Raw genomic sequence first — 24604 nt, forward strand, 5'->3', positions numbered from 1 at the left:
CACGGCCCCGCGCGCGCAACCCATCAAGCGCCCGTAACCACCCAACGCCCCAGCCCGGCCACAGCGTCAGTGGGTGCGCGACGGCGTGGCCGCCTTGCGGCGTGCCGTCCAAAAGCTGTTACACAGCGGTCGGCCGGCATGGCCGACCGACGCGGACTCGCCTTACAATGCGACCGTGCAACGCCCTGACTCCCCCTCCCCGCTAGGCCGTTACCTGCGGTGGCTGGGCGCTCCCGCCCAGCACTACCTGCGTATCGGCATTGCAATATCGCTGTTGGTGCACGCCGGCGCCCTGGCGTGGCGGTTCGGCGCGCCCGCGCTGACGCGCCCGCCCGTGACCAGCCTGGAAGTGGTGCTGTTGAACGCACGCAGCGAAACGCCGCCCGAGGCGCCACGCGCCCAGGCCCAGAACCAGATGAGCGGCGGTGGCAACGCTGAACGCGGCATGACCACCACGCCGCTGCCCCAGACCGGCGAGTCCGCCGAGACCATCGTGCTGGAGGCCATGCGCCGCCGCCAGGTGCAGTTGGAAGCCGAACAGACCCGCCTGATGACCCAGTTGCGCTCAACGGACAAGGCGGGCGCCGAACGTCAGGCCGTGAACCCGTGGCCCGATGGCGCCGACCTGGGCCAAGACGCCGAAGACCAGGCCAGCGTCATCCAGAATGCGCAGGTCGCCGCCCTGGCCGAACGGGTCCAGCAATACAGCAATGAACCGCGCAAGCAATTCGTGGCCCCCTCGGCCGAAGCCTCGCGCTACGCCGCGTACCTGGACGCCTGGCGCGCCCGCATCGAGGCCATCGGCACCCAGCACTATCCCGACGAAGCCCGGGGACGCATCTATGGTTCGTTGCGCATCACCGTATCGGTGCGTGCCGACGGCAGCATCGCCGACGTGGAAATCGACCAACCGTCCCCACACGCCGTGCTGAACCAGGCTGCGCGCCGCATTGTCCAGTTGGCTGCGCCCTTTCCCCCCTTCCCGCCCGATATCGCCCGCGATACGGACGTGCTGGTCATCACTCGCACCTGGCACTTCGTCAACGACACCCTGGAAACACAAGCTCCATGACCGAGGCGTCCCCTCTTGCCCGCTACGCCGTCATCGGCAACCCCATCGCGCACAGCCGCTCGCCCCAGATCCACACCCTGTTTTCCCAGCAAACCGGCAAACCGCTCAGCTATGAGCGGCTGCTGGCGCCGGTTGATGGCTTTGCCGATGCCGTGGCCGCCTTCGTGGCCGAAGGCGGGCAGGGCCTGAACGTGACGGTGCCGTTCAAGCTGGACGCCTACGCGCTGGCGGCGGGCCATCTGTCCACCCGCGCGCGGCTGGCCGGCGCGGTCAACACCTTGTCCTGGCGCGATGGCGCCTGGCACGGCTGCAATACCGACGGCGTTGGTCTGGTGTCCGACCTGCTGCGCCTGGGCGTGCGCCTGCCGGACGCCGCCGTGCTGCTGGTGGGCGCCGGCGGCGCCGCCCGGGGCGTGCTGCAACCACTGGCGCAAGCCGGCTGCGCGCGCATCCATATCGTCAACCGTACTGCGTCCAAGGCGCTGGAACTGGCCGACGCCTGGCGCGCCAGCGGCGTGTCGCCGCAAACCCAGGTCACGGCGGGCGGGCTCTCGGACGCCGTGCGGCCTGGCTGCTGGAACGTGGTCATCAACGCCACGGCCAGCGGCTTGCAGGATGCCGCGCCGGACTTGCCGCCGGGGCTGTACGCCGATGGCGCGGCGGCCTACGACATGATGTATGGCGCCAGACCCACCGCCTTCATGCAGCAGGCCGAAGCCGACGGCGCCGCGCTGACGGCCGACGGCCTGGGCATGCTGGTGGGCCAGGCCGCTGAGAGCTTTTTCATCTGGCACGGCGTGCGCCCCGACCCAGCCCCCGTGCTGGCGGCGCTGCGCGAGGCCCTTGTGGCCGGACGCTGAGCGGCATGGCGACGCGCAAGCAAGGCCGATCCTGGTTCCGGATCACCACCGGCGTGCTGATGGCGCTGCTGTGCGCGGTGCTGCTTTATCAGTTCTGGCTGTTCGCCCAGGTGGTCTGGTTCAATTACCGCGACCCCGGCAGCAGCGCCATCATGCGCGAAGAACGCTCGCGCCTGCGCGAAGGCAACCCGGCCTTCCAACTGAAGTACGACTGGGTGCCCTACGACAAGATCAGCCGCAATCTGAAGCGCGCGGTGGTGGCCTCCGAAGATTCCAGATTCACCGAACACGATGGCGTCGAATGGGACGCCATCCGCAAGGCCTGGGAATACAACCAAAGGCAGGAAGAGGCAGGACGCAGCAAGATGCGCGGCGGCTCGACCATCACGCAGCAATTGGCAAAGAACCTGTTTTTGTCCAGTTCGCGCAGTTACATCCGCAAGGGCCAGGAATTGGTGCTGACCTACATGATCGAACACGTCATGACCAAGGAACGCATTCTTGAGCTGTATCTGAACGTGGCGGAATGGGGCGTGGGCGTGTTCGGCGCACAGGCGGCCGCACAGCACTATTTCAATACCTCGGCCGCCAACCTCAGCGCCAGCCAGTCGGCCCGGCTGGCCGCCATGCTGCCCAACCCTCGCTTCTACGACAGCCGCCGCAATTCCAACTACCTGAACTCCCGCGTGGGCGTGCTGACGCGCCGCATGCGGATGGTTGACATTCCCTGACACGTAAAAGCGTGCACCGGCATCCTGCCATCCCCACCCTGGGCGGCGGGATTTGTTAAGCTTTCACGTTTAGCGCTCCCCCATCATTTTCATGCGTACCGCCCGTCGCTACCTGGCCCGCGAGATCTATCGCTCTTGTGCAGTGGTCCTTATGGCCCTGCTAGGCCTTTTCACGTTCTTCGCGCTGGTGGACGACCTGGACAACGTGGGCGACAAGTTCTCCATGATGGCCCTGCTCTACATGCAGGCGCTGGCCATTCCCACCCGCTTGTACGACCTGCTGCCCATCGGGCTGCTGATCGGCGCGATCCTGGCGCTGGCCGGCCTGGCCCAGCGCAACGAACTTGTCATCCTGCGCGTGTCTGGCGTCAGTGGCATGCGCCTGTTGCGCATGCTGTGGGTAGTGACCATCCCGCTGATGATCGGCGCCGCCCTGTTGTCCGAATACGTCACGCCCTGGGCCGAGATCAAAAGCGGCGAGGCCAATCTGATGTTTCGCGGCAAGGCCGGCGGCGACCGCCTGAACAGCGGCTACTGGTTCAAGGAACCCACCGCCAACGGCGGCATGCGCATCATCAACATCGCCGAGCTCAAGGGCGACGGCCAGGTGGCCGGCATCACCCTGTACGAATTCAAGAAAGACCAGACCCTGACCGCGCTGTCCACCGCGCCCACCGGCTCGTTCGCCCATGGCGACCTGGTGCTCAAGAACGTATCGGAAACGCGCCTGGATGATGACGCGGCCGACGCTCTGGCCGACGCGCGTCAACCCAAGAACCCGCCCGCCTCGGTGGTGAAGCTGCCCGAGCGCACGGTGGATACGACCCTTAGCGCCGAACGCCTGCTGGCCCGTGTGCTGACGCCCGAGCGCATGTCCATCATCACCTTGTTGGACTATGTGGAGTACCTGCGCGACAACCAACTGCAATATGGTCGACAGGTTGTTGCCCTGTGGCGCAAACTGGCGTATCCCTTCACCCTGCTTGTGATGATCACGATTGCCGCCCCCATTGGCCTGATGCAGACGCGTCGCGGCGGCGTGGGCGCAAAGGTGTTCATCGGCATCTTGCTGGGCGTGGGTTTCTTCATGCTGAACCAGCTGGCCCTGAACGTGGGGATGCTGGGCAAGTGGCCGCCCTGGCTGACGGCCCTGGGTCCGAACATCGGCGCCATGGCGCTGGCGCTGAGCGCCATGAGCTATATGGAATACCGCCACACCATTACCCGCATCGTCCAACAACGTTGGCCTTGGAGCAAGAGTCCCGCATGAACGGCAGTATCTGGATGATCGGCGACGTGCAGGGATGCTGCTCGCCGCTGGATCGCTTGCTGGCCCACCCCGACCTGGTCGGAGATCCCCGCTCGCGCTTCTGGTTCGCAGGCGACCTGGTCAACCGTGGCCCGCAGTCGCTGGAAACCCTGCGTCGCATCATCGACCTGGGTGACCGCGCGACCTCGGTGCTGGGCAACCATGACCTGCACCTTCTGGCTGCCGCCGCCGGGGTGCGCAAGCCGTCCAAGTCGGACACGCTGGACGAAATCCTGCGAGCGCCGGACGCCAGCGACCTGATCAACTGGCTACGTTTTCGGCCCCTGGCGCATTTTGAACAGGGTCACCTGCTGGTGCACGCGGGCACCTTGGCCAAGTGGGATGTGGCCAAGACGCTGGCCCTGGCGGGTGAAGTGCAGGACGCCTTGCGTGGGCCGAACTGGCAGAAGGCGCTGCAGAAGATGTACGGTAACGAGCCGGCCACGTGGAAAGAAGACCACAAGGGCGGCAAACGGATGCGAGTCATCATCAACGCGCTGACACGCATCCGCCTGTGCACGCCGAACGGCCACATGGAGTTCGCCACCAAGGTCACCCCCGGCGCGTGGCCGCCAGGCCTTGTGCCCTGGTTCGACGTCCCCAACCGCGCTACGCGCGACATCACGACGGTGTTCGGCCATTGGTCCACGCTGGGCCTGCTGCAGCGCCCCGACGTCATCTGCCTGGACACCGGCTGCGTCTGGGGCGGATCCTTGACCGCGCTACGCTTGCAGGACCGCAAGCTGGTGCAGGTCAAGTGTTCGCAGTTCCAGGATCCGCTGTCGGAATAAGCTGTACGCGGGATGAAGCGCGGCGGGGTCGATAAAACAACCTCATCCACGAACGCGCACGACCCATCGCGCAACCGCTGCAGATGGGTTCCGGGCGGCCAGCACCGGCTTTCCCAGGCAAACCATCTCGCCCTCCACCCATCCTACGATCCCAAACCGCAGGATCGTAGGATGGGTGAAGCGCGGCAAGGCCGCCAAAAGAACCCAATCCACGAACGCGCGCAACCCATCTCTCCGCAAACACTCAATGCCGAATTTCCGCCAGGAACTTCTGCGCCCGCACCGTTCCCGGCCGGTTAAAAAACGCCTCCGGCGTTCCCGTCTCCACGATCCGCCCCGCGTCCATGAACCACACCCGGTCCGCCACTTCTCGTGCGAACCCCATCTCGTGCGTCACGCACACCATCGTCATCCCGTCGCGGGCCAACCCCTTCATCACCTGAAGCACCTCGCCCACCATCTCCGGGTCCAGCGCGCTGGTCGGCTCATCAAACAACATCACCGGCGGGTTCATCGCCAACGCTCGCGCAATCGCTACCCGTTGCTGCTGCCCACCTGAAAGCTGGGCCGGATACGCCTCGGCCTTATGCGCCAGGCCCACCCTTTCCAGCAACTGCATCGCCCGCTCACGGGCCTCGGCGCGTTTTGCGCGCTTGAGTTGCAGCGGCGCCAGCATCAGGTTTTCCAGCACCGACAAATGCGGGAACAGGTTGAACTGCTGAAACACGAATCCGATATGGCTGCGCAACTGATCCAGGTGCACCTTCGGGCCATAGATATCTTGCCCGTTGACCTCGATCACGCCCTTCTGGATAGGTTCCAGGCGGTTCACGGTACGGATCAGCGTCGACTTGCCCGACCCCGACGGCCCGCACACCACCACCACCTCTCCTTGCGTGACCTCTTCAGTCACATCGGCCAGCGCCTGGTAGTCGCCATACCACTTCTGCACTTGTGAAAATCGGATCATGTCGGCACCACTTTAGAAACAGCCCCAAGCCCGGCGCGCCGCCTGCCGATACGTCGTTCGGTCAGGTGCACCAATGAACTCAGGCCAAAATTCAGAATGAAATACGTCATCGCCAGCAGGCCGAACACTTCAAACGGCTTGGTCAGCAAGACGCTGTTGATCTGGTTGGCGGCGTAGGTCAGTTCCTGCACGCTGATCACATAGGCCAGCGACGTTTCCTTCACCGTCGACACAAACTGGCTCAGCATGCTGGGCAGCATGTTGTAGAGCGCCTGCGGCAAGATCACCCGCCGCATCGTCTGCATGTACGACAAGCCCAACGCCCGGCTGGCCTCTTGCTGCCCCGGCGGCAAGGCCTGGATGCCCGCGCGGATGATCTCGGCCAGGTAGGCGCTTTCGTAGCAGACCAGCGCCACCACCATCGTGGTCGTGCCCGCGACGGGGCGGCCGATGATGATCGGTACAAAAAAGTACGCCCAGAAGATGAACATCAAGAGCGGCAGGCCGCGCACCAGATACACCACCGCCGACGACGGCCAGTAGAAGATGCGGTACGGGCTGATGCGGCCCAGCGCCAGCAGCACGCCGCAAGGCAAGGCCAGCGTCAGGCTGACGGCCGCCAGGCCCAGCGTGGCCACCAGCCCGCCTATCGGGCCGTGCGGATACTGCCCGATCAGAAGCAGCAGCCAATTGTCTTTCAGTATGTCCCACATCTCAGCGCGCCCCCAGCGGACGATAACGTCGTTGCAAGATCGCGCCGCCGCCCATGATCAAGAACGACAGCAACAGATAGATGACCGTCACCACGGCATAGGCCTCAAAGGTGCGGAACGTGTAGTTCTCGATCTCACGCCCCGCCGCTGTCAGTTCCGTTACGCCGATCGCCATCGCCAGGCTGGTGTTCTTCAACAGCAACAGGGTCTGGTTCAGCAGCGGCGGAATCGCGATGCGAAACGCCTGCGGCAGCACCACGCAACGCATGGTGCGCAGAAAGCTCAGGCCCAGCGCGCGCGATGCTTCCACCTGCCCCGGCGGAATGCCGCGCACGGCGCTGCGCAGGTCTTCGCAGATGTAGGCCGACATCACCAGCCCGATCGCGATGCACGACATGATGAATTCACTGCCGTGGCTGTTGAGCCAATCGCTCAAGCCTTGCGGCAGCAACGCCGGCACGCCGAAGTACCAGAACAGGATGTGCACCAGCATGGGCACGTTGCGGTGGAACGCGACATACACCGCGATCACCGCGTTGGCCACGGGCGAGCCCGTCAGGCGGATTACCGCCAGCAGGCTGCCCAGGCAGAACGCCAGAATCCAGGAAAGCCCGGCCAGCGCCAGGGTGGTGATCAACCCCCTGAGCAGCCAGTCCGGGTACTCGCCTTGGAAAATGGCGCTGAAGTCGAAAACGTAGTGCATCGAAAGAGGCTCCAGCGCGTGCGCGCATCAACCCTTGATGGCTTCGATGCGGAAGTCGCGCTTCAGGTTGAACTGCGTGCCCGCACCAAACCACTTGTCGAACAGCTTGGCGGCCTGGCCCGAGGCCTCCATGCCGTCCAGCACCTTGTTCACCTGATTCAGCATGGCGGTGTCGCCCTTGCGCACGCCCATGCCCCAGGGTTCAACAAACAGCGCCGGTTGCAGAATCTTCACGGGCACCGCGCTGCCGGCGGCCTGCTGCTGAAGCTTCACCAGCATCATTTCCGACGCCACAAAGCCGCTGACCTTGCCCTGTTGCAGCGCCAGGAACGCGCCGCTGGGGTCTTTGAACGTCACCGTATCCACATTCGGGATGTTCTTGCGCGCGCCCTGCTCCGAGGACGAGCCACGCACGGCGCTGACGCGCTTGCCCGCCAGGTCGGCAGGCGCCTTCACGTCTTTCTCGGACTCGCGCGCCAGGATCTTCTGCAGGCTCACGAAATGCTGATGCGAATAGTCGATCTGCTTCGCGCGGTCGGGGCTCCAACCCAGGTTGGCGGCCACCACGTCGACGCGGCCGGCAATCAGTTCGGGGATGCGGGCCTCGACGGCGATCAGCTTCAGTTCCAGCGGCACGCCCAGGCTATCCGCCACGGCCTGGCACATATCGACTTCGTAGCCGACGACGGCGCGGGTCTTCGGGTCCTGGAAGCTGAAGGGTTCGGCGGTGCCCATGGTGCCGCAGATGAATTTGCCGCGCGCCTTGATGTCTTGCACGGTGTCCGCATGCGCGGCGGGCGCCAGCGTGGCGGCCAGGCCGACGGCGGCAACGAAGGAAGCAATGGTGGTCTTCATGGTAATTCCCCTTGAATATAGGTATGGGTACTGCCCGTTATGGGTACTGCTGAAAAAGCACGTTCAACGCAGCGCCGCGCAGGCGCTGTTGATACGGCGGCATCCTTCTTCGATGTTCTCCATCGACGTGGCGAAGCTCAGCCGCAGGTAGGGCGACAAGCCATAGGCCGCGCCGTCCAGCACCGCGACGCCGGCCTCGTCCAACAGGTACATCACCACGTCCAGATCGCTTTCCAACACGCGGCCGGCCGGCGTGCGCTTGCCAAGCAGGCTTTCGACCGACGGATAGACATAGAACGCGCCCTGAGGCTCCGGGCAGCGGATGCCCGGCACCGCGTTCAGCAGGGCCACGATGCGGTCGCGGCGCGCGTGAAACACGGCGGCGGCATCGCTGACGCAGCGCTGGTCGGCGGTCAAGGCCACGCGCGCGGCGGCCTGGCTGATGGCGCTGACGCAACTGGTGCTTTGCGAAATCAGCGTGGCCATGGCCTTGATCAGCGGCTTGGGGCCGCCCGCGTAGCCCAGGCGCCAGCCGGTCATGGCGTAGGCCTTGGACACGCCGTTGATCGTCAGCGTGCGGCCCGCCAGCGCCGGCACAACGGCCGCGGGCGAGGCGTGGCGCGCGTCGCCGTAGGCCAGGTGTTCATAGATTTCGTCCGTCATCAACCACACATGCGGATGACGCGCCAGCACCTCGCCCAAGGCACGCAGTTCGTTCGCGCTGTACATGGCGCCGGTGGGATTGCTGGGCGTGTTCAGCAGCACCCATTTCGTGCGCGGCGTGATGGCCTGTTCCAGCGCTTGCGGCGTCAATTTGAAGCCATCGGCTTCGGGGCAGGCCAGCACCACGGGCGTGCCGTCGTTGACCAGCACCATGTCCGGGTACGACACCCAGTACGGCGCGGGGATGATGACTTCGTCGCCCGCCTGCACGGTGGCGGCCAGCGCGGTGAAGATCAATTGCTTGGCGCCCACGCCGACGATCAGCTCGTCCAGCCCGTAGTCCAGGCCGTTTTCACGCTGGAACTTGGCACGCACGGCTTCCAGCAGCGGCTTGGCGCCGGCCGACGCGGTGTAGCGGATGTCGCCGCTGTTCAGCGCGTCGATGCCCGCCTGCACAATGTGCGCGGGCGTGGGCAGGTCAGGTTCGCCCACGGTGAAGTCGATGATGTCGCGGCCTTCCGCGCGCAACTGGTCCACGCGCGTCTTGGCGGCCATGCTGGGCGACGGCTTGATGGCGCGGGCGCGTTCAGCCAGGAAGGCGGTGTCGGCGGCGCTCATGCCAGCCCCTTGGCGGCAAAGGCGGCCTGCATCCAGCTTTGCGTCTTATCGCCCAGGGCGATCTCGGCCATGATGCGTTCTTCCTTGGCCGCATGCGCGTGCGCGGCGGCAATCAGGCTTTCCGCGTCGGACGCGGCAAAGCAGACCAGGCCGTCTTCGTCGCCCACGATGATGTCGCCGGGGTTGACCACCTGACCTCCGATGGACACGGGCACGTTGACCTCGCCCGGACCGTCCTTGTAGGGGCCGCGATGGATGTGGCCGCGCGCATAGCAGGGGAAGCTGTCCGCTTCAAACGCGGCCACGTCGCGGATCGCGCCGTCCACCACCACGCCGGCGCAGCCATGCACTTGCAGGTAGCGCTTCATGATTTCGCCGAGTACGGCGTTGGACAGGTCGCCGCCCGCGTCCACCACCAGCACGTGGCCGGGCTGGATCTGCATCATGGCCTTGTAGATCATCAGGTTGTCGCCCGGGCGCGTCTTGACCGTCAGCGCGGTACCCACGAGCTTGCCGCTGCCGTTGTAGCGGTGCAGGCCCGAGATGCCCTCGCGGCGCGCCAGGTTGTCGCTAAGGTGGGGCGTGACGATGCCGGCAAGCGCTTCAAGAATGGCGGCGGGGGCAACAGGGGAAGCCGGCAATTGGCGGGCGCCGGTAAGGATATTGGCCATGACGATCTGCAGTTCCTGGGTCGGTAGCCGCCGGCAACCCTGTGGATTTTTCAGGATGCAGGCCGGCCGGGTGAACAATCAGATGGCATGTTGCGAGCTTTTCGTTTTCAGAAAAAGGGATTAAATTTCCACGAGCTTCATCAATTTTTGGAATATAGGGGTTAGCCCTAGGCGGAAATTTCGGAATGAACATCCCTATGACGCGGTGTCTGGCATGCTGACGTTCAAGCAGATCGAGGCCCTGTACTGGACCGTCCGGCTGGGCACGTTTTCCGCCTCGGCGCAGAAGCTGCACACCACCCAATCGGCCATCACCAAGCGCATCCAGGAGCTGGAGGCGGACTTCAACGTGGCGCTCTTCGACCGCTCGGGCCATCGCGCCGAACTGACCGCGCGAGGGCACGAGGTCTATGCGCTGGCCGAAGACATGCTGGGCCATCGCGACCGCCTGCTAGTGCGCCTGAAAGGCCAGCACACGCTGACCGGCACCTTCCGTTTCGGCATTACCGAGATCACGGCCATGACGTGGCTGCCCGCCTTGATCCGCCTGCTGCGCGCGCACTATCCGCGCATCACGCTGGAACCGCACATCGACCTGGGGGCCGACCTGCTCAAGCGCTTGCAGGCGGGGCAGTTGGACATGGCGTTCCTGCACGGGGAATTCGCGGAACCGAACTTGCAAGTCGTGGCGCTGCAACGCCTGGAATTCGCCTGGATGGGCAGCCCTGACCTGATCGACGCCAGCCGCATCTACACGCCCGCCGACATCGCGCGCCTGCCGCTACTGCGTCAAAGCCGCGAGTCGGGCTTGAACATGATCTATGACGGCTGGCTGCGGCCGCACACGCCGGACAGCAATATCTTCACGATCAACAGCCTGATCGCCATGGCGGGCCTGACTGCCGCCGGCTTCGGCGTCAGTTGCCTGCCCCGCGATTATTTCGCGGACATGGTCAGCAAGAAGCAGTTGGTGATTGCGCGTACCAGCACCGCGCCGCCGCAATCGGTCTACAGCGCGATGTTCCGCCGTGACGCGGACGTGGCGTTCTGTGAAAGCGTGGCGGAACTGGCGGAAAGCTGCTGCGAGTTTTCCGGCGGGGTGTAGGGGGAAAGGCCTTTACAGCACGCTCAGGATCGCGTCGCGCGCCTGATGCGACAGCTCAAGCCGGGTCGGCAAGCTGCCATCCGGATGCCTTGCCGCCAACACCGGCAGAAACACCACTTCGACGGACAAGCCCGTGGCGCCCAGCACGCGCCACAGATTGGCCACCAGGCTTTCTTCGCCCACGAACGCCGCGAAGCCGTCGCGCTTGCCATCGCGCAGGAAGCGCAAGGCCACGGGTTGAATTTCCACGGCCGCTGAACGCGCCGGTTCGAACAGGCTGGCGTGGAAGGGAAGCAGGTCGAAGCCTTCCGTCGTCGTGCCTTCCGGGAACAGCCCCACCGCGTCGCCCAGCTTGAAGCGGGCCTGCATGGCCTCGCCCATGGCGTGCACCGCGTGGCGTTGGCCGCGTTCGATGAAGAGCGTGCCCGCCCCCGCCACCAGCCAGCCGATCACGGGCCATTTACGGATCTCGCTCTTGGCGACGAACGACGTGGGGCGCGCGGAATTGAGGACGAAGATGTCGATCCAGGAGACATGGTTCGCCACCAGCAGCACCGGCCCGGTCATGCGGGGGTCGCCCCTGAAGCTGACTTTCAGGCCGCAGACCGCCATCAGCGCGCGCGACCACGACCGGTTCAGCCAGGCCCGCGTTCGCGGGCGGATGAAGGGGTAGACGAGCCCCACGCAAAACAAGCCAAATACGATCAGAGGCAGCACCAAGGCCAGCCGTAAGACAAAGCGCAGCAGCTTCAAACTGAGGTCTCCCAGACCAGTTGGCCACCGACCACGGTGGCGCGTACCCGACCGGGCAGCATCATACCCGCGAACGGCGTATGCGGGCTGCGGCTTTGCAGCGCCGTGGGCGTCACCAGCCATTCGGCATCCAGATCCACCACGCAGACGTCGGCGGGCGCGCCCACGCCCAACTGGCCGGCCTGGGCGGCGGGGTTGCTGGTGCTGGTGCTGGTGCCGCTGCCGATACCGCTGAGCACCGCGCCCGGACCCGATGTGACCCGAGCCAGCGCGTCGGCCAGCGGCACGCGGTGGTCGCGCGCCCATTTCAAGGTCAGCGGCAGCAGCAGTTCCAAAGCCGTTGCGCCCGGCGTGGACAGCGGAAACGGCGCCGCCTTGCCGTGCCTGTCCACAGGCGTGTGATCCGAGCACAGCGCCTGGACCAGCCCTTCAGCCAGTGCCGCCTGGATGGCGTCGCGATCACGCTGGCCGCGCAGCGGCGGCCGCAGGCGGAAGTGCGTGTCGAAGAAACCGATATCGACATCGGTCAGGTGCAGGTTGTGCGCCGACACGTCGGCCGTTACCGCCAGGCCTTCGCGCCTGGCCGCGCGCAGCAACGCCAAGCCTGGCGCGGTGGACAGGCGAGTCAGGTGCACGCGCGCGCCGGTGGCCCGTTGCAGTTCGAAGATGGTGTTCAGGGCCACCGTCTCGGCTTGCGGCGGCAGGCCTTCCAGGCCCAGGCGTTCGGCATAGGCGCCGCTGGCGGCAACCGCGCCCTGGGCCAGCCATGGGTCCTGCGGACGCAGCCACAGCGTGTAGCCCAGCCCGCTGGCATAGCGCATCGCGCCCCACAGCACGCGCGTATCCGCAATGCCGTGCTCGCCTTGCGCATAGGCCAGGCAACCCGCTTGCGCAAGCAGGCCCATTTCCGTCAGCGTCTCGCCCGCCAGGCCCACCGTCATCGCGCCCAGCGGATGAATGCGGGGCTGACCGGCTTCCATCTGGCGCGTCAAGGCGTCGACCTTGCCGGGTTCGTCCAGCGCCGATTCCGAATCTGAATCCGGCGGCATCACCAGCCGCGTCACGCCGCCGGCCAATGCCGCGCGCAACTCGGCGGGCGCGAACGCCAGGCCCGTTGCATGGCCAGGCTGCGCCACGCGCGCGGACAGGTCCACCAAGCCCGGCAATACCGCCAGGCCGGTCGCGTCCAGCACGCGATCCGCCTGAAAGCCATCCGGCGCGGCGCCAGCCGCCAGCACGGCCACCACCCGGCCATCGGCAAGAAAAAGATCATGCTGCCCGTCCACCCCATTGGCGGGATCGATCAGGCGGCCATTGGCGATGTGCAGCCTCATGGCGTGTCTCCGGCCAGCACGCTCAGGGCGGCCAGGCGCAAGCGGTCTTCCAGGTCGGCCAACTGCGCCTGCACGGGCGGCAGGGCGGCGGCCACGTCGCCATCCACTTCCACACCCGGGGTCAGCGCGCCGCCGGGCAAGAGCAGCGCATCGGGTTTGGCTGCGGCCAACGCAACGGGTGTCAGCCCATACAGGTGGGCGTATTCGCGCGCGGACGGCAGTAGCGCGCCGCTGATGCGTTCCACCAGCAAGGGCAGCACGATGATGACGTCGGCCGCTTGCAGCCCGTCGTGCAAGCTCGCGCATTCGCGCACGCCCAACTGCGGCAAGCCTTCTGGCAGCAGCGTGCGGGGCGCCACCACACGCACCTCGGGCACGCCCAGGGTCGTCATGGCGTGGATGACCGACCGCGCCAGGCGCGAATGGCGGATGTCGCCCACCAAGGTCACGGCCAGATTCGTCAGGTCCTGCTTGGCGTGCAGCATGGCCTGTATCAGCGCCAAGGCGGGCAAGGGGTCTGCGTGCGAACCGTCACCGGCATTGATGACACGCAGGCCCGGCGCAGCGTGCGCAGCGGCACAATGAGCCGCACCGCTGGCCGCATGGCGCAACACCAGCACGCCGGGCTGCAAGCGCGCCACCGTCTCGGCCAGCGCGTCGCCCACATGCGCGGTGCCGGCAGGCGCGCCTGGCGGGGCATGCACGTCGGGCGCGTGTTGTGCGTGCTGCCCGTTTTGCGCGGTTTGCACATCCTGCGCGTCCAGCACCACGGGCAAGAGCGACAACCGCGTTGCCAGTGCGGCATAGGCGTCGCGATCGGCAAGGTCATCGCCAAGGGATAGAAAAACGGGGCATGGCGCGGCGTGCCCGTCGGGCATCGGAGTGGCCGGGGAACCGGCGTCGTCCGCTGCCGCATAGGCACGCGCGGCGTCCAGCAAGCGCTCGACGTGGCGCTTGGGCAGCCCTTCCGTTGTCAGCAGATGTATGAGTTCGCCGCGGCGATCAAGTTGCGGATTCAGCATAGAAAAAGCCGGGCCAGGCGCGTTACGCCGCAGGCAGGGTGTCGAGATATCGTTGCAGGATAACAGCCGCCGCCATCGCGTCATCGGCGGCGTGCGTGCCCAGAAGGCGTTGCGCTTCCATGCTGGAACCGCGCTCGTCCACCAGTTCGACCGCGATGCCGAAACGACCATGCAGTTGATTGGCGAAACGCCGGCAGCGCGCGGTGGCCGGCTGTTCGCCGCCATCGGCATCCAGCGCCAGCCCCACCACCACGCGGTGGGGCTGCCATTCCTGCAAGAGCGCCGCGATGCGGCCAAAGCGCGCATCGCGGATTTCACTGAAGATGATTTCCAGCGGGCGCGCCTGGCGCGTCAGGGTGTTGCCGATGGCGATGCCGATTTTCTTTTCGCCAAAGTCGAAACCAAGCAGTGTTTCTTCAGGCATGGCCCGCATCGCCCGCCAGCATGACCGGATCAATGCCCAGCAGCTTGAGCGCGGCGGGGTAGCGGTCTTCGGCGGGTACGTCGAAGATGATGTGGTCGTCGGCACCCACGCTGAGCCAGGCATTCTGGCCCATTTCGCTTTCCAGTTGCCCAGCGCCCCAGCCGGCATAACCCAGCGTGACCAGCATGCGGGCGGGGCCATTGCCGTCGGCCACGGCTTGCAGCACGTCGCGCGAGGTGGTCAGCGCCATGGCGCCCATCTTGATGCTGGAGCTGTAGTCGCCGGCGGGCGCGTGCAGCACGAAGCCGCGGTCGGTCTGGACCGGGCCGCCGAAGTAAACCAGCGTGTCTTTGACCGGGCCGATTTCAAGCGTCAATTCGATGCGCTCGAACAAGGTGCCCAGGGTCAGGTCCGTGGGCCGGTTGATGACCAGGCCCAGCGCGCCGCGTTCGGTGTGTTCGCACACGTAGATGACCGAGCCGGCCAGGCTGCCTTCCACCATGCCAGGCATGGCGATCAGGAACTGGTTGGCAAAGTTGGCCGCCTGCGATGCGGCGGATTCGTGATGTTTTTCCGTCATGGCAACCCCTTTGGGTAGTCTGAAAGAACCGTGGACGTCGCACACGCGAGCGTGGCCGTCTTGCCTGGCGGCAGACCGTCTTCGGTTACGTGGGATGGGGTCATGCCCCATCTTACGAGCCCTGGCGGAATGGGTCAGCGGGTCGGGTTCAGATTTCCATCAATTCAAAGTCCTCTTTGCGGGCGCCGCATTCGGGACAGACCCAGTTCGGCGGCACGTCTTCCCAGCGGGTGCCGGGAGCAATGCCTTCGTCGGGGAGGCCGGCCTCTTCGTCATAGACCCAGCCACAAATCAGACACATCCAAGTACGCATAGTTCTCTCTTACATCAAAACCCCACCCGGTTCCCCGTGGCGGGGCAAAGGTGGGGGGCTTCCATTAGAATGGGGACAATCTTACCGAAACCCAATAGGGGTTCCCCTGATTCACCTCAAAATGAATCCGGGTACTCCGCTCAAAGCTCAAGCGCTGTCTACGTGGCCCCCGTTACTCCCCCCCTCGTTTTGGTCTTCGGCCCGTTCGATCCCTCGGGATCCGACGGCTTGCCCGCGGATGCCGTCACCTGCGCCCGGCTGGGCTGCCATGGCCTGGCGGCCGTGACCGCGCTGACCGTGCAGGACACTGCCGGCATCGAAGAAATCCATCCCGTTTCGCCCGACCTGCTGGACGACCAGGCACGCTGCCTGCTGGAAGACATGTCCGTGCAGGCCATCAAGGTGGGCGGACTATACACCGCTGAAACTGCCAGCGTGGCAGCCCAAGTGGCCGCCGACTACAGCCAGGTGCCGCTGGTGCTGCACCTGGGCCAGCGCGCCCCGGTGCCCACCGATGCCGCCGACGAAGACGAGGCCGACGACCTCCTGGCCGCTACGCTTGAACTGGTGCTGCCGCAGACCGATCTGGTGATCATCGAGCACCTGCGCCTGGCGCAGTGGCACGCCGACGGCGACATCGATATCGGGGACGCACCTTCGCCCATGCACGCCCTGGTGGCGGCGGGCGCGCAGTGGGTGCTGGTGCTGGGCAGCCCGCAGCGGCCCGGCCATTTTGCCAATGTGCTGCTGGGCCCCAACGGCCAAACCCACACCTGGCCGTGGCAGACGCCGCCCGACCGCAATGGCGATGCCGGCGGCCTGGCCGCCACCGCCATTACCGCCATGCTGGCGCGCGGGCTGGACATGCCCGAGGCCGTGCGCCAAGGCCTGGCGCACGCCGATGCGTCGGTCGCGGCCAGTTTCCTGCCGGGCATGGGCCGGCGCATTCCCAACCGGATCCAACCGCAATGAAACCCTTGCGCTTTCCTGCCGGCCTGTATGGCGTCACGCCTGAATGGGACGACACCGACCGCCTGCTGCAAGCCGTGCGCAAGGCCGCCGAGGGCGGTATGCGTTCCCTGCAATTGCGGCGCAAGAACGTGCCCGACGCGGTGCGCGCCGAACAGGCCCGCGCGTTGGCGCCGCTGTGCCGCGAGCTGGGCGTGGTGTTCCTGATCAATGACGACTGGCGCCTGGCGCTGGACGTGGGCGCCGACGGCGCGCACGTGGGCCGCGACGACGAAAGCCTGGCGCGCATCCGCGCCGAAGCCGGCCCCGACCTGATCCTGGGCGGTTCCAGCTACGACGACCTGACGCGTGCCCGCGAACTGCTGGACGCGGGCGCCGACTACATCGCCTTCGGCGCCATGTTCGCGTCCACCGTCAAACCCGACACCGTGCGCGCGCCGCTGTCGGTGCTGACCGAAGCCCGCCGCCTGGTCGACGAACGTGATGCGCCCCGCCCCGCCGTGGTGGCCATCGGCGGCATCACGCCCGACAACGCGCCGCTGGTGGCGCAAGCCGGCGCCGACGCCATCGCCGTCATCACCGCCCTTTTCGAAGCGCCCAGCATCCGCGCCGCCGCGGCGGCCTGCTCCGCGCCCTATTCCGTCAACCCTTTACGCAAGCCTTGAACGCCATGTCCCGTAACGAACAGCTTTTTGAACGCGCCTGCCTCAGCATCCCTGGCGGCGTCAATTCGCCCGTGCGCGCTTTCCGCTCAGTCGGCGGCACGCCGCGCTTCATCAAGCGCGCGCAAGGCCCGTACGTGTGGGACGCGGACGACAAGCAGTACATCGATTACGTGGGCTCGTGGGGCCCCGCCATCCTGGGCCATTCGCATCCCGACGTGGTGCGCGCGGTGCAGGAAGCCGCCGTCAACGGCCTGTCGTTCGGCGCGCCCACCGAAGCCGAAATCGAACTGGCCGAAGTGTTGATCTCGCGCCTGCCGTCACTGGAGCAGGTGCGCCTGGTAAGTTCCGGCACCGAAGCCACCATGACGGCAATCCGCCTGGCGCGTGGCGCCACCGGCCGCGCCAAGATCGTGAAGTTCGAAGGCTGCTACCACGGCCATTCCGACAGCCTGCTGGTCAAGGCGGGCTCGGGCCTGCTGACCTTCGGCAACCCCAGCTCGGCCGGCGTGCCGCCCGAATTCGTGTCGCACACGCTGACCCTGGAATACAACAATCTGGATGCGGTGCGCGAGGCCTTCGCCCAGCACGGCGCCGACATCGCCTGCATCATCGTCGAGCCCGTCGCCGGCAACATGAACCTGATCAAGCCCACGGCCGGCTTCCTGGAAGGCCTGCGCGAAGTCTGCACGCAGCACGGAGCGCTGCTGATTTTTGACGAAGTCATGACGGGTTTCCGCGTGGGTCCGCAAGGCGTGCAAGGGCTGACCGGCGTGAAGCCGGACATCACCACGCTGGCGAAAGTGATTGGTGGCGGCATGCCGGTGGGCGCGTTCGGTGGCAGCGTTGAAGTCATGAAGCACATCGCCCCGCTGGGTGGCGTGTACCAGGCGGGCACCTTGTCCGGCAACCCGGTGGCCGTGGCCGCCGGCCTGGCCACGCTGCGCCTGATTGCCGCGCCCGGCTTTTACGACAAGCTGTCGGCGCAAACCGCCAAGCTGGCCCAGGGCCTGCAAGAACGCGCGCGCGCCGCCGGCCTGGCTTTTTCGGCCGATTCGGTGGGCGGCATGTTCGGCATCTATTTCAGCAACACGGTGCCCACTTCGTTCGCCGAGGTCTCCAAGTGCGACACGGCGGCGTTCAATCGCTTCTTCCATGCCATGCTGGACCACGGCGTGCACTTCGCGCCGTCCGCGTTCGAAGCCGGCTTCGTGTCGGCCACGCACGACGACGCGGTGATCAAGTCCACACTGGACATCGCCGAAAAGGTCTTCGCCGCGATGTAAGCGGCTGGGGGGCCCTGCTGGGGGATCCCCTCAAAACCCCACCACCCAGAACGCCCTCCTCAGGGCGTCTTGTACTGTTCGTACAGGGCGGTCACGTCCCTGACATACGCCTGGGTTTCGGCATACGGCGGCACCGCATCGTATTTGCGCACCGCCCCCTCGCCCGCGTTGTACGCCGCCAGCGCCAGGTCCAGCCGGCCAGGGTATTGGTCGATCAGCCGACGTAAATGGCGCGAACCCGCCTTCACATTGGTCGCCGGGTCCACCAGCGCGCGTTCAATATCATCCACCGCCAGCACCGCCGCCGCCGTGGCCGGCATCAACTGCATCAACCCCAGCGCGCCCTTGGGCGAGCGCGCGTCGCTGCGAAAACCGGACTCGATCGCGATGACAGCCGTCAGCAAGGCCCGGTCCACGCCGGAATCCTTGGCGGCCCGCTCGATCAGGCTGTCATGCGCGGTGGGCAGCTTGATCTCACCCCAGCGTTGCGCCCGGGCCGTCGGCGCCAGCGTGGCCAGCCGCGCACCGTCGCCCTGCTTTGGTGCACATTCCAGACAGACCTTGGTGGTGGTGTTACGGCGCCAGGCCGTGCGCGCCTGCGCCCGCTTGTAATGCTTGGCATAGCCCGTGGGCACTTTCATGACCCGCCAGACGCCATAGGGGTCTTTGTAGCGGTAGACTTCGGCGGCCTGTGCGGGGCTTGCGGGCGCCAGCGCCAGCGCACCCGCCACAAGCGCCATCAACATCGCCAAGCCGCCGGTGCGCGCCAACAGGGCGCAAAAGAAGGCGGAGTACGTTGGCGGGTTACCTCGGTGTCGTGGGTCCATGGTTGGGGCTCCGGCGGCGTCCGAAGACGCGTTGGCGAGCCCCTATGCTGCGGCGATCAAATCGGTTTGTCGCTCGGTCCTACGTCCTAGTCCTGACCCCGCCCTGGCCGCCCCCGGAAAACTTCGAAAACATCGGGGACTTACCTAGGGCATACGGCGGACGACTAGGCTAATATGTCGCAATATTTCGTTTATTTACCAAATGATTGAACCTGGCCGCTCGTGCCAGGCTGGGAGAGGCAAAGATGGACGCAGAAAACACGTTGCAGCTGGTGCTGGACGCCAGCACCAACGTCCTGTCGGCAATTTACACGCCCCCGCCGCGCCCCGACCCCGACCCTGCGCCCCCGGCCCCTTCTCCCGCGGCCAGTGCAGCGGATGCGGACAACAGCGGCGACGATGCCCGGGAAGCCGACGCGGACAGCGATGGGGCAGCCCTCCTGGAGGAAGCCCTCCCTGAGGAAGCCCTGGCTGGGGCAGCCCCCATCATCAACACCGACATTCCCAGTTGGGAAACGCTGACTACCGCCGCTGTCGCCCAAGGCTGGAGCGCCGAGGCGCTGGACAACCACGCCGTGCTGGCCTTCATCGACCGTTGCCGCAGCACCGCCGAACCGATTCAGTTTCCGGTCGGCCAGGTGATGGATGGCTCGTTCGAGCTGGAGCTCGACCCCGACCGCATGACCGCGCTGCTGACGCTGCACCCGCCCCGGGGCGGGCAACCCGTCACCCTGGACACGCTGCGCCAGGCCGTAGCCGACCGAGGCATTGTGCATGGCGTGCAGGAACAGGCACTGGCCGAGGCCGTGGAAAAGGGCAGCGGCGACACCGTCGTCATTGCCCAAGGCACGCCGCCCACCCGCGGCACCCCCACCCGTTTCGAAAGCCTGCTGGACCGCCTCAAGCCGCGCGCGCAGGAAATCGACGAACTGGCCCAGGTGGACTACCGCGACCTGGGCAGCCTGCTGCTGGTGTCGCCGGGCACGCCCCTGATGCGCCGGTACCCGCCCCTGCCCGGCGTGGACGGCGTCAACGTGCTGGGCGAACCGGTGATGCCGGAAGAACTGCCCGACACGCCCTTCTCCAAGGACGTAAGCGGCGTCGCCGTGGACCCCGAAGACCCGCTGCTGCTGCGCGCCACCATCGCCGGCACGCCCACGCTGGTCAGCCACGGCGTGCAGGTGAACCCGATGGTCGAGGTAGATGCCGTCAACCTGTCCACCGGCAACATCACCTTTGAAGGCTCGCTGCAGGTGCGCGGCGACATCGCCGCCACCATGGAAGTGCGCGTGACGGGCGACGTGGTGGTCAACGGCACCATCGAGGCGGCGCTGGTGGAAGCCGGCGGCAGCGTCACGGTCAAAGGCGGCATCATCGGCATGGCCGAAGCCTTGCAAGACCCCGCCGCCACCGCGCGCACCGCTCACATCGTCTGTGGCGGCATGCTGCGCGCCAAGTTCATTGAAAACGCCATCATCAGCGCCGGGCAGGACGTGGACGTTGAACGCGAGATCCGCCAGAGCAGCATTGCGGCGGGCGGCAGCGTCAACGTCGGCCCGCCCAACACGCAACAAAGCGCCATCACGGGCGGCCAGATCCGCGCGCTGAACGCCGTGCGCGCCGGCACCATCGGGTCTCCCTCGGGCATACCCACGCTGGTGCAGGCCGGCCTGGATCCGCATGCCGACATCAAGCGCTCGGCATTGACACGCAAGCGCCTGAAGATGAACGAGGAAAAGGCCAAGCTGGAGCAACTGCTGATGTTCCTGCAGGCCAACCCGCAGCGCGCGCCTGGCGACGTGGTGGAACGCGCCCGCAATACCCATATGAAGCTGGGCAGCGACTTGCTGGCGCTGGACGAAGAAGAAGCCCAATTGGTGCGCGACCTGCAACCACTGCACACCGCCACCATCGCCGCCACGCGGCGCTTTTGCAGCGGCGTGAAGATTCAACTCGGCAACAAGATGCAGGAATTCCTGGAAGACCAGATCGGCGGCAAGGCCGGGCTGGAAGAAGGCGAGATCGTCATTCGCTAAGGCCGCGCCCTGCCCTCGCGGGCGGGCGCGCGGGGAATCAAGGCGCCAGTTCCTTGAACCAGACGCGCGGCGAAATGCCGCGGTCTGGCCCCAGGATGGAAAAGCCGCCGTCCACGGGGATGTCCACTCCCGTCATCCAGGACGCCGCATCCGAACACGCAAAGCACACGGCGGCGGCGATTTCTTCGCCCGACCCCACCCGCCCCAGCGGATGAAAGTGCGCCCCCACGGCATCCGCCGCCTGGCGCGAGCCGCCTGACAACTGTTCCACCGACGGCGACCAGGTCCACGCCGGCGACACCGCCAACACGCGCACGCCAGCCGGCGCCAGTTCCACCGCGAAATTCTTGGTGATCTGCAACATGGCCGCCTTGGACGCTGGATACAGCGCGCGCCCCGCCGCGCCGAACTTGCCGCCAGTGCTGCCCATGTTGACCACCACCCCGCCGCGCGGCAGATGCGGCGCGGCCAACTGCGTGAAGATGGCGGCCGACACCAGATTCGTGTCCAGCGTGGCGTGCCATTCTTCGCGGGTGGAGGCCAACCCCCGGTCGGCATACTGACACGCGTTGTTCACCAGGATGTCCAGGCGGCCAAAGCGCGCCAGCGTGGCGTCGATGCAGCGTTGGATCTGCGCGTCGCTGCCGATGTCGGTTTCGCAATAGAGCGCGCGTCCGTCAAGTTCCTGTTCCAGCGCCTGGCCCGCTTGCGCGTTGCGCCCCACCAGCACCACATTGGCGCCGGCGGCGGCCAGGCCACGCGCGATGTCGGCGCCCAGGCCCTGCGTGCTGCCGGTGATGATGGCGGTCTTGCCGGCCAAGCCGGGAAAGCCTGAAAAATCCATGAGTGATCCTTGATCAATGCGGCGCGGCGGCCCAGCGCACCGCTTGCGCCACCGAGCCGGTTTGCGCAATCAGGCGCATGCTGGCCAGCGAGGCCTCGTGCACCGCCGGGTCGGCGGAGGCGCAGGCGTCCTCGGCCACCATTACGTCAAAACCGATGTCGGCGGCGTGGCGCACCGTGCCTTCCACCACGGAATGCGTGGCCACGCCCGCCACCACCAAGCGGCGCGCGCCAATCACCCGCAGCGTTTCTTCCAGCGGCGTGCCGTAGAACGCGCTGATGCGCGTGTGCTTCACGATGAACTCGCGCGGGCTCCCGGCCAAGGGCTGCAAGCCGTCGTAGAACTCGCTGCCCCACTGCCCTTCCGGCACCGCGCCAATGGACGCCACGTTGCGAAAGATGGCGCAGTTGGCCAGCAGGTCGGCGTAGTCCGGACGGAAGGCGATGCGCACATGCACGATGGGGATCGCCTGCGCGCGCGCGCCTTCCAGCAAGGCGGCGGCGCTATCCAACAGACGCTGACGCGCGCCCTTGTCGGCGTCCAGCCCGACGCGGATCTTGCCGTCCGGATGCAGCACGTCGTTCTGATAGTGCAGCGCCAGCACCGCGGTGTCCGTCGTCATCAGACAAACACCTCGAACACGTCATGCACGCCATCGCAATTGACGAGATCGACACGCTTCATGCGGATGCGCCAGCTATCCCCATCGGCCGCCAGCTTGTGCGTGTAGCGGCCGGCCAGTTGGCGGGGTTGGCGCTTGCGCCATTCGGTCATCTGGAAGGCGGAATGCACCACCAGGTTGCCGCCCGCGTCCACGCCTTCCACCTGCACCCCACCCACCAGGCGCACGCTACGCGTGGGCGGCTGCTGCGACCAATTGCGCGGGTGTTCCAGGCGGCGGATGCGCACGTCGCGCAACATGCGGTCTTCCCAGAACAGCGAAATATGGTCATACGGGCTTTGCTGGCCGTGCACGCGCGGCATCCAGTACATGCCGTCTTGCGTCCACAGCGCCTGCCAGTCGTCGTAGCGCCGCTCGTCCAGCAGCCGCGCCTCGCGGTACAGAAACTGCGCGATGCGGTGATAGGCGTCGGCGGGCACCTCGGCGGGTGCCAGGTCGGCCGTGCCGACATCGAAATCCAGGTCTAGCAGCATGCGCCTTCTCCCGTGGCGGGCACGTTCGACGCGGCGCCGGCTTCCATATAGGTCTTCCATGCGTGGAACTGGTTGCGCATGGGCAGTTCGCTGGTGCCGTTGACCGACACCATGCCGTCGGCGTCGCTGCGGTCGCTGCCGTGGTAGCGGTGCATGCTGACCCATTCCCCGCCGCGCGTGGCGTTGCCTTCCTGGCAGCGGTTGTAGAGTTCGATGTCGTCGGGCATGACGTTGGACGACGGCGAGTTGATGACGTTGGCATACAGCATCGCGCGCTTGAACACGCCGTCGGGCGCGCGCTTGCAGCGGAAGGTCTGGATCTCGATCAACGTGCGATCCACGGCAATCGGGCGGATCACGCGGAACTGCTGAAACACCGTATGCGGCGAACCGCTGCCGTAGATGACCGTGTTGTGTCGGTTCATGCCCAGGATTTCGCGGGCGCGTTCCTCGCCATAGGCGGCGGTCAACGTTTCGAAATGCGCGCGCGAGACGGGGTCGCGTTCGGCGGCGCCCGGGTTGAAGATGCCTTCCATATAGCCATGGCCATTTTCGTAGGCGCGCAGTTCCAGCTTTTCCCAGAATTCGTAGGGCTCGCCGTTGCCGTCCATGATGTGCAGCTCAAGCGGCATTTCGCCCATTTCCTTGGCTTCGTCGCGCGCGGCGGCATAGGACGATTCATGCGTAACGCGGGCGTGCATGGTGTCGTGCAGGTTTTCGTAGAACACCTTCCAGTTCGACCGTTGCATCACGCGGAAGATGCCACCCGCCACTTCCACCTCGCCTACCGGCGAGCGGTCGCACAGGTTGTCGATGGACGAGCGCACGCCGCCCAGGAAGTCGACCAGCGCCGGGCCTTCCTTGGCCTGGCTGGCGAACACGAAACCGCGATAGCTTTCCACGCGCGCCAGGCGGCGCATCGAAAACGTGGGGTCGGTGGGGTCGTAGGACGTGCCTTCCAGCCCTTGCTTGAGCGGCACGCCCAAATGGCTGCCGTCCAGCTTGAAGGTCCAGGCGTGGTAGGGGCAGCGAAAGAACTTGCCCACGCAGCCTTCGCCGTCCGCCACCACCTTGGCGCCCTTGTGCGGGCAGCGGTTGTACAACACGTGCACACGGCCATCGGACGCGCGCACCATCAGCACGTCCTGGTCGCCCACGCGGGTGGTGTGATAGTCGCCCGTCTTGGGCACTTGGCTTTCATGACCCACGTAGATCCAGGCGCGGCCATAGATGCGCTGCATTTCCAGGTCGAAGATGGCGGGGTCGGTGTAGACGCCGCGGTGCACGCTGTCGCCGCGCACCATCGCGGACAGTTGTTCGTCGGTGTAAGACATGGGG

At 66.2% G+C, this 24604-nt stretch carries 27 protein-coding genes; 10 read left to right on the forward strand and 17 right to left on the reverse strand.

The genetic code is table 11. The annotated features are described in order from the left end of the window. Window positions 1-175 precede the first annotated feature (175 nt). The 5 genes from WBR68_RS17375 (at window position 176) to WBR68_RS17395 (ending at window position 4763) form a co-directional block, all read left to right on the forward strand. Window positions 176-1072 carry a TonB family protein gene (locus tag WBR68_RS17375; RefSeq protein ID WP_230694838.1) on the forward strand — a complete coding sequence of 299 codons (897 nt, stop codon included), beginning with the start codon at window positions 176-178 and terminating at the stop codon, window positions 1070-1072. Beyond that, window positions 1069-1932: a shikimate dehydrogenase gene (aroE, locus tag WBR68_RS17380; RefSeq protein WP_230694839.1), complete on the forward strand. Its 864-nt coding sequence runs from the start codon at window positions 1069-1071 to the stop codon at window positions 1930-1932. Before WBR68_RS17375 ends, aroE begins: the two co-directional genes overlap by 4 nt. A 5-nt stretch (window positions 1933-1937) precedes the next feature. Beyond that, window positions 1938-2663: a monofunctional biosynthetic peptidoglycan transglycosylase gene (gene mtgA / locus WBR68_RS17385; protein ID WP_050447088.1), complete on the forward strand. Its 726-nt coding sequence runs from the start codon at window positions 1938-1940 to the stop codon at window positions 2661-2663. A gap of 91 nt (window positions 2664-2754) precedes the next feature. After that, window positions 2755-3933, forward strand: a complete 1179-nt coding sequence (gene lptG / locus WBR68_RS17390; RefSeq protein ID WP_050447087.1) for an LPS export ABC transporter permease LptG — start codon at window positions 2755-2757, stop codon at window positions 3931-3933. After that, a complete protein-coding gene (locus WBR68_RS17395) occupies window positions 3930-4763 on the forward strand; it encodes a symmetrical bis(5'-nucleosyl)-tetraphosphatase (RefSeq protein ID WP_050447086.1) in 834 nt (277 codons plus the stop codon). Before lptG ends, WBR68_RS17395 begins: the two co-directional genes overlap by 4 nt. Window positions 4764-5007: 244 nt before the next feature. Here WBR68_RS17395 and WBR68_RS17400 read toward each other — a convergent pair whose 3' ends face one another. The 6 genes from WBR68_RS17400 to WBR68_RS17425 all read right to left on the reverse strand — a co-directional run bounded on the left by WBR68_RS17400 (window position 5008) and on the right by WBR68_RS17425 (window position 9956). Further along, a complete protein-coding gene (locus WBR68_RS17400) occupies window positions 5008-5733 on the reverse strand; it encodes an amino acid ABC transporter ATP-binding protein (protein WP_230694840.1) in 726 nt (241 codons plus the stop codon). Then, window positions 5730-6446, reverse strand: coding sequence for an amino acid ABC transporter permease (locus WBR68_RS17405; protein WP_050447084.1), 717 nt, complete (start codon window positions 6444-6446; stop codon window positions 5730-5732). The genes WBR68_RS17400 and WBR68_RS17405 overlap by 4 nt, the downstream gene beginning before the upstream one ends. Before the next feature lies 1 nt (window position 6447). After that, window positions 6448-7149: an amino acid ABC transporter permease gene (locus WBR68_RS17410; protein WP_050447083.1), complete on the reverse strand. Its 702-nt coding sequence runs from the start codon at window positions 7147-7149 to the stop codon at window positions 6448-6450. 27 nt (window positions 7150-7176) lie between these two features. Beyond that, complete coding sequence (locus WBR68_RS17415) at window positions 7177-8004, reverse strand: ABC transporter substrate-binding protein (protein ID WP_127183389.1); 828 nt, start codon at window positions 8002-8004, stop codon at window positions 7177-7179. A 63-nt stretch (window positions 8005-8067) separates the two neighbouring features. Then, window positions 8068-9285 (reverse strand): aminotransferase class I/II-fold pyridoxal phosphate-dependent enzyme, encoded by a 1218-nt coding sequence (locus WBR68_RS17420; protein WP_230694841.1) that lies wholly within the window; start codon window positions 9283-9285, stop codon window positions 8068-8070. Then, window positions 9282-9956 carry an RraA family protein gene (locus tag WBR68_RS17425; RefSeq protein WP_230694842.1) on the reverse strand — a complete coding sequence of 225 codons (675 nt, stop codon included), beginning with the start codon at window positions 9954-9956 and terminating at the stop codon, window positions 9282-9284. The genes WBR68_RS17420 and WBR68_RS17425 overlap by 4 nt, the downstream gene beginning before the upstream one ends. A 214-nt stretch (window positions 9957-10170) precedes the next feature. On the opposite strand from WBR68_RS17425, the gene WBR68_RS17430 reads away from it, so the two are divergent. After that, a complete protein-coding gene (locus WBR68_RS17430) occupies window positions 10171-11061 on the forward strand; it encodes a LysR family transcriptional regulator (protein WP_050447079.1) in 891 nt (296 codons plus the stop codon). A 12-nt stretch (window positions 11062-11073) separates the two neighbouring features. Here the strand turns inward: WBR68_RS17430 and WBR68_RS17435 are convergent, their stop codons facing one another. From WBR68_RS17435 to WBR68_RS17460, 6 genes are all read right to left on the reverse strand, one after another. Continuing rightward, complete coding sequence (locus WBR68_RS17435; RefSeq protein WP_050447078.1) at window positions 11074-11814, reverse strand: lysophospholipid acyltransferase family protein; 741 nt, start codon at window positions 11812-11814, stop codon at window positions 11074-11076. Further along, window positions 11811-13148 (reverse strand): dihydroorotase, encoded by a 1338-nt coding sequence (locus WBR68_RS17440; RefSeq protein WP_230694843.1) that lies wholly within the window; start codon window positions 13146-13148, stop codon window positions 11811-11813. The genes WBR68_RS17435 and WBR68_RS17440 overlap by 4 nt, the downstream gene beginning before the upstream one ends. Continuing rightward, window positions 13145-14170, reverse strand: a complete 1026-nt coding sequence (locus WBR68_RS17445; RefSeq protein WP_230694844.1) for an aspartate carbamoyltransferase — start codon at window positions 14168-14170, stop codon at window positions 13145-13147. Before WBR68_RS17445 ends, WBR68_RS17440 begins: the two co-directional genes overlap by 4 nt. Before the next feature lie 22 nt (window positions 14171-14192). Beyond that, window positions 14193-14594, reverse strand: a complete 402-nt coding sequence (gene ruvX, locus WBR68_RS17450; RefSeq protein ID WP_050447168.1) for a Holliday junction resolvase RuvX — start codon at window positions 14592-14594, stop codon at window positions 14193-14195. Next, window positions 14587-15174 (reverse strand): YqgE/AlgH family protein, encoded by a 588-nt coding sequence (locus WBR68_RS17455; RefSeq protein WP_050447075.1) that lies wholly within the window; start codon window positions 15172-15174, stop codon window positions 14587-14589. The genes ruvX and WBR68_RS17455 overlap by 8 nt, the downstream gene beginning before the upstream one ends. A 148-nt stretch (window positions 15175-15322) precedes the next feature. After that, the gene (locus WBR68_RS17460; protein ID WP_003814980.1) at window positions 15323-15487 is read right to left on the reverse strand and encodes a rubredoxin; all 165 of its coding nucleotides are present in this window, start codon (window positions 15485-15487) and stop codon (window positions 15323-15325) included. A gap of 162 nt (window positions 15488-15649) precedes the next feature. On the opposite strand from WBR68_RS17460, the gene WBR68_RS17465 reads away from it, so the two are divergent. From WBR68_RS17465 to hemL, 3 genes are read left to right on the forward strand one after another with little or no spacing between them, the layout of a single operon-like run. Further along, window positions 15650-16459: a hydroxymethylpyrimidine/phosphomethylpyrimidine kinase gene (locus tag WBR68_RS17465; protein ID WP_127183384.1), complete on the forward strand. Its 810-nt coding sequence runs from the start codon at window positions 15650-15652 to the stop codon at window positions 16457-16459. Next, window positions 16456-17121 (forward strand): thiamine phosphate synthase, encoded by a 666-nt coding sequence (gene thiE / locus WBR68_RS17470; RefSeq protein WP_050447073.1) that lies wholly within the window; start codon window positions 16456-16458, stop codon window positions 17119-17121. The genes WBR68_RS17465 and thiE overlap by 4 nt, the downstream gene beginning before the upstream one ends. Before the next feature lie 5 nt (window positions 17122-17126). After that, window positions 17127-18404 carry a glutamate-1-semialdehyde 2,1-aminomutase gene (gene hemL, locus WBR68_RS17475; protein WP_050447072.1) on the forward strand — a complete coding sequence of 426 codons (1278 nt, stop codon included), beginning with the start codon at window positions 17127-17129 and terminating at the stop codon, window positions 18402-18404. A gap of 59 nt (window positions 18405-18463) precedes the next feature. On the opposite strand, the gene WBR68_RS17480 is transcribed toward hemL, so the two are convergent. Beyond that, window positions 18464-19231, reverse strand: coding sequence for a lytic transglycosylase domain-containing protein (locus tag WBR68_RS17480; protein ID WP_127183383.1), 768 nt, complete (start codon window positions 19229-19231; stop codon window positions 18464-18466). A gap of 245 nt (window positions 19232-19476) precedes the next feature. Here WBR68_RS17480 and WBR68_RS17485 point away from each other — a divergent pair, with 245 nt between their 5' ends. Continuing rightward, window positions 19477-21267, forward strand: a complete 1791-nt coding sequence (locus tag WBR68_RS17485; RefSeq protein WP_230694845.1) for a DUF342 domain-containing protein — start codon at window positions 19477-19479, stop codon at window positions 21265-21267. Between the two features lie 37 nt (window positions 21268-21304). Here WBR68_RS17485 and WBR68_RS17490 read toward each other — a convergent pair whose 3' ends face one another. The 4 genes from WBR68_RS17490 to WBR68_RS17505 are packed head-to-tail and all read right to left on the reverse strand — an operon-like array spanning window position 21305 to window position 24600. Beyond that, entirely contained in the window at window positions 21305-22111 is an 807-nt protein-coding gene (locus tag WBR68_RS17490; protein WP_050447070.1) for an SDR family oxidoreductase, read from the reverse strand. A gap of 13 nt (window positions 22112-22124) precedes the next feature. Beyond that, window positions 22125-22733 carry a cysteine hydrolase family protein gene (locus tag WBR68_RS17495; RefSeq protein ID WP_050447068.1) on the reverse strand — a complete coding sequence of 203 codons (609 nt, stop codon included), beginning with the start codon at window positions 22731-22733 and terminating at the stop codon, window positions 22125-22127. Then, window positions 22733-23266: an aromatic-ring-hydroxylating dioxygenase subunit beta gene (locus tag WBR68_RS17500; protein WP_050447067.1), complete on the reverse strand. Its 534-nt coding sequence runs from the start codon at window positions 23264-23266 to the stop codon at window positions 22733-22735. The genes WBR68_RS17495 and WBR68_RS17500 overlap by 1 nt, the downstream gene beginning before the upstream one ends. Then, a complete protein-coding gene (locus WBR68_RS17505; RefSeq protein ID WP_230694846.1) occupies window positions 23257-24600 on the reverse strand; it encodes an aromatic ring-hydroxylating dioxygenase subunit alpha in 1344 nt (447 codons plus the stop codon). The genes WBR68_RS17500 and WBR68_RS17505 overlap by 10 nt, the downstream gene beginning before the upstream one ends. Between the last annotated feature and the right edge of the window lie 4 nt (window positions 24601-24604).

Origin of the sequence: Achromobacter sp. JD-1 (assembly GCF_038594925.1) — a bacterium.
In the GTDB taxonomy this organism is placed as follows: Bacteria; Pseudomonadota; Gammaproteobacteria; order Burkholderiales; family Burkholderiaceae_B; genus Achromobacter; species Achromobacter spanius_C.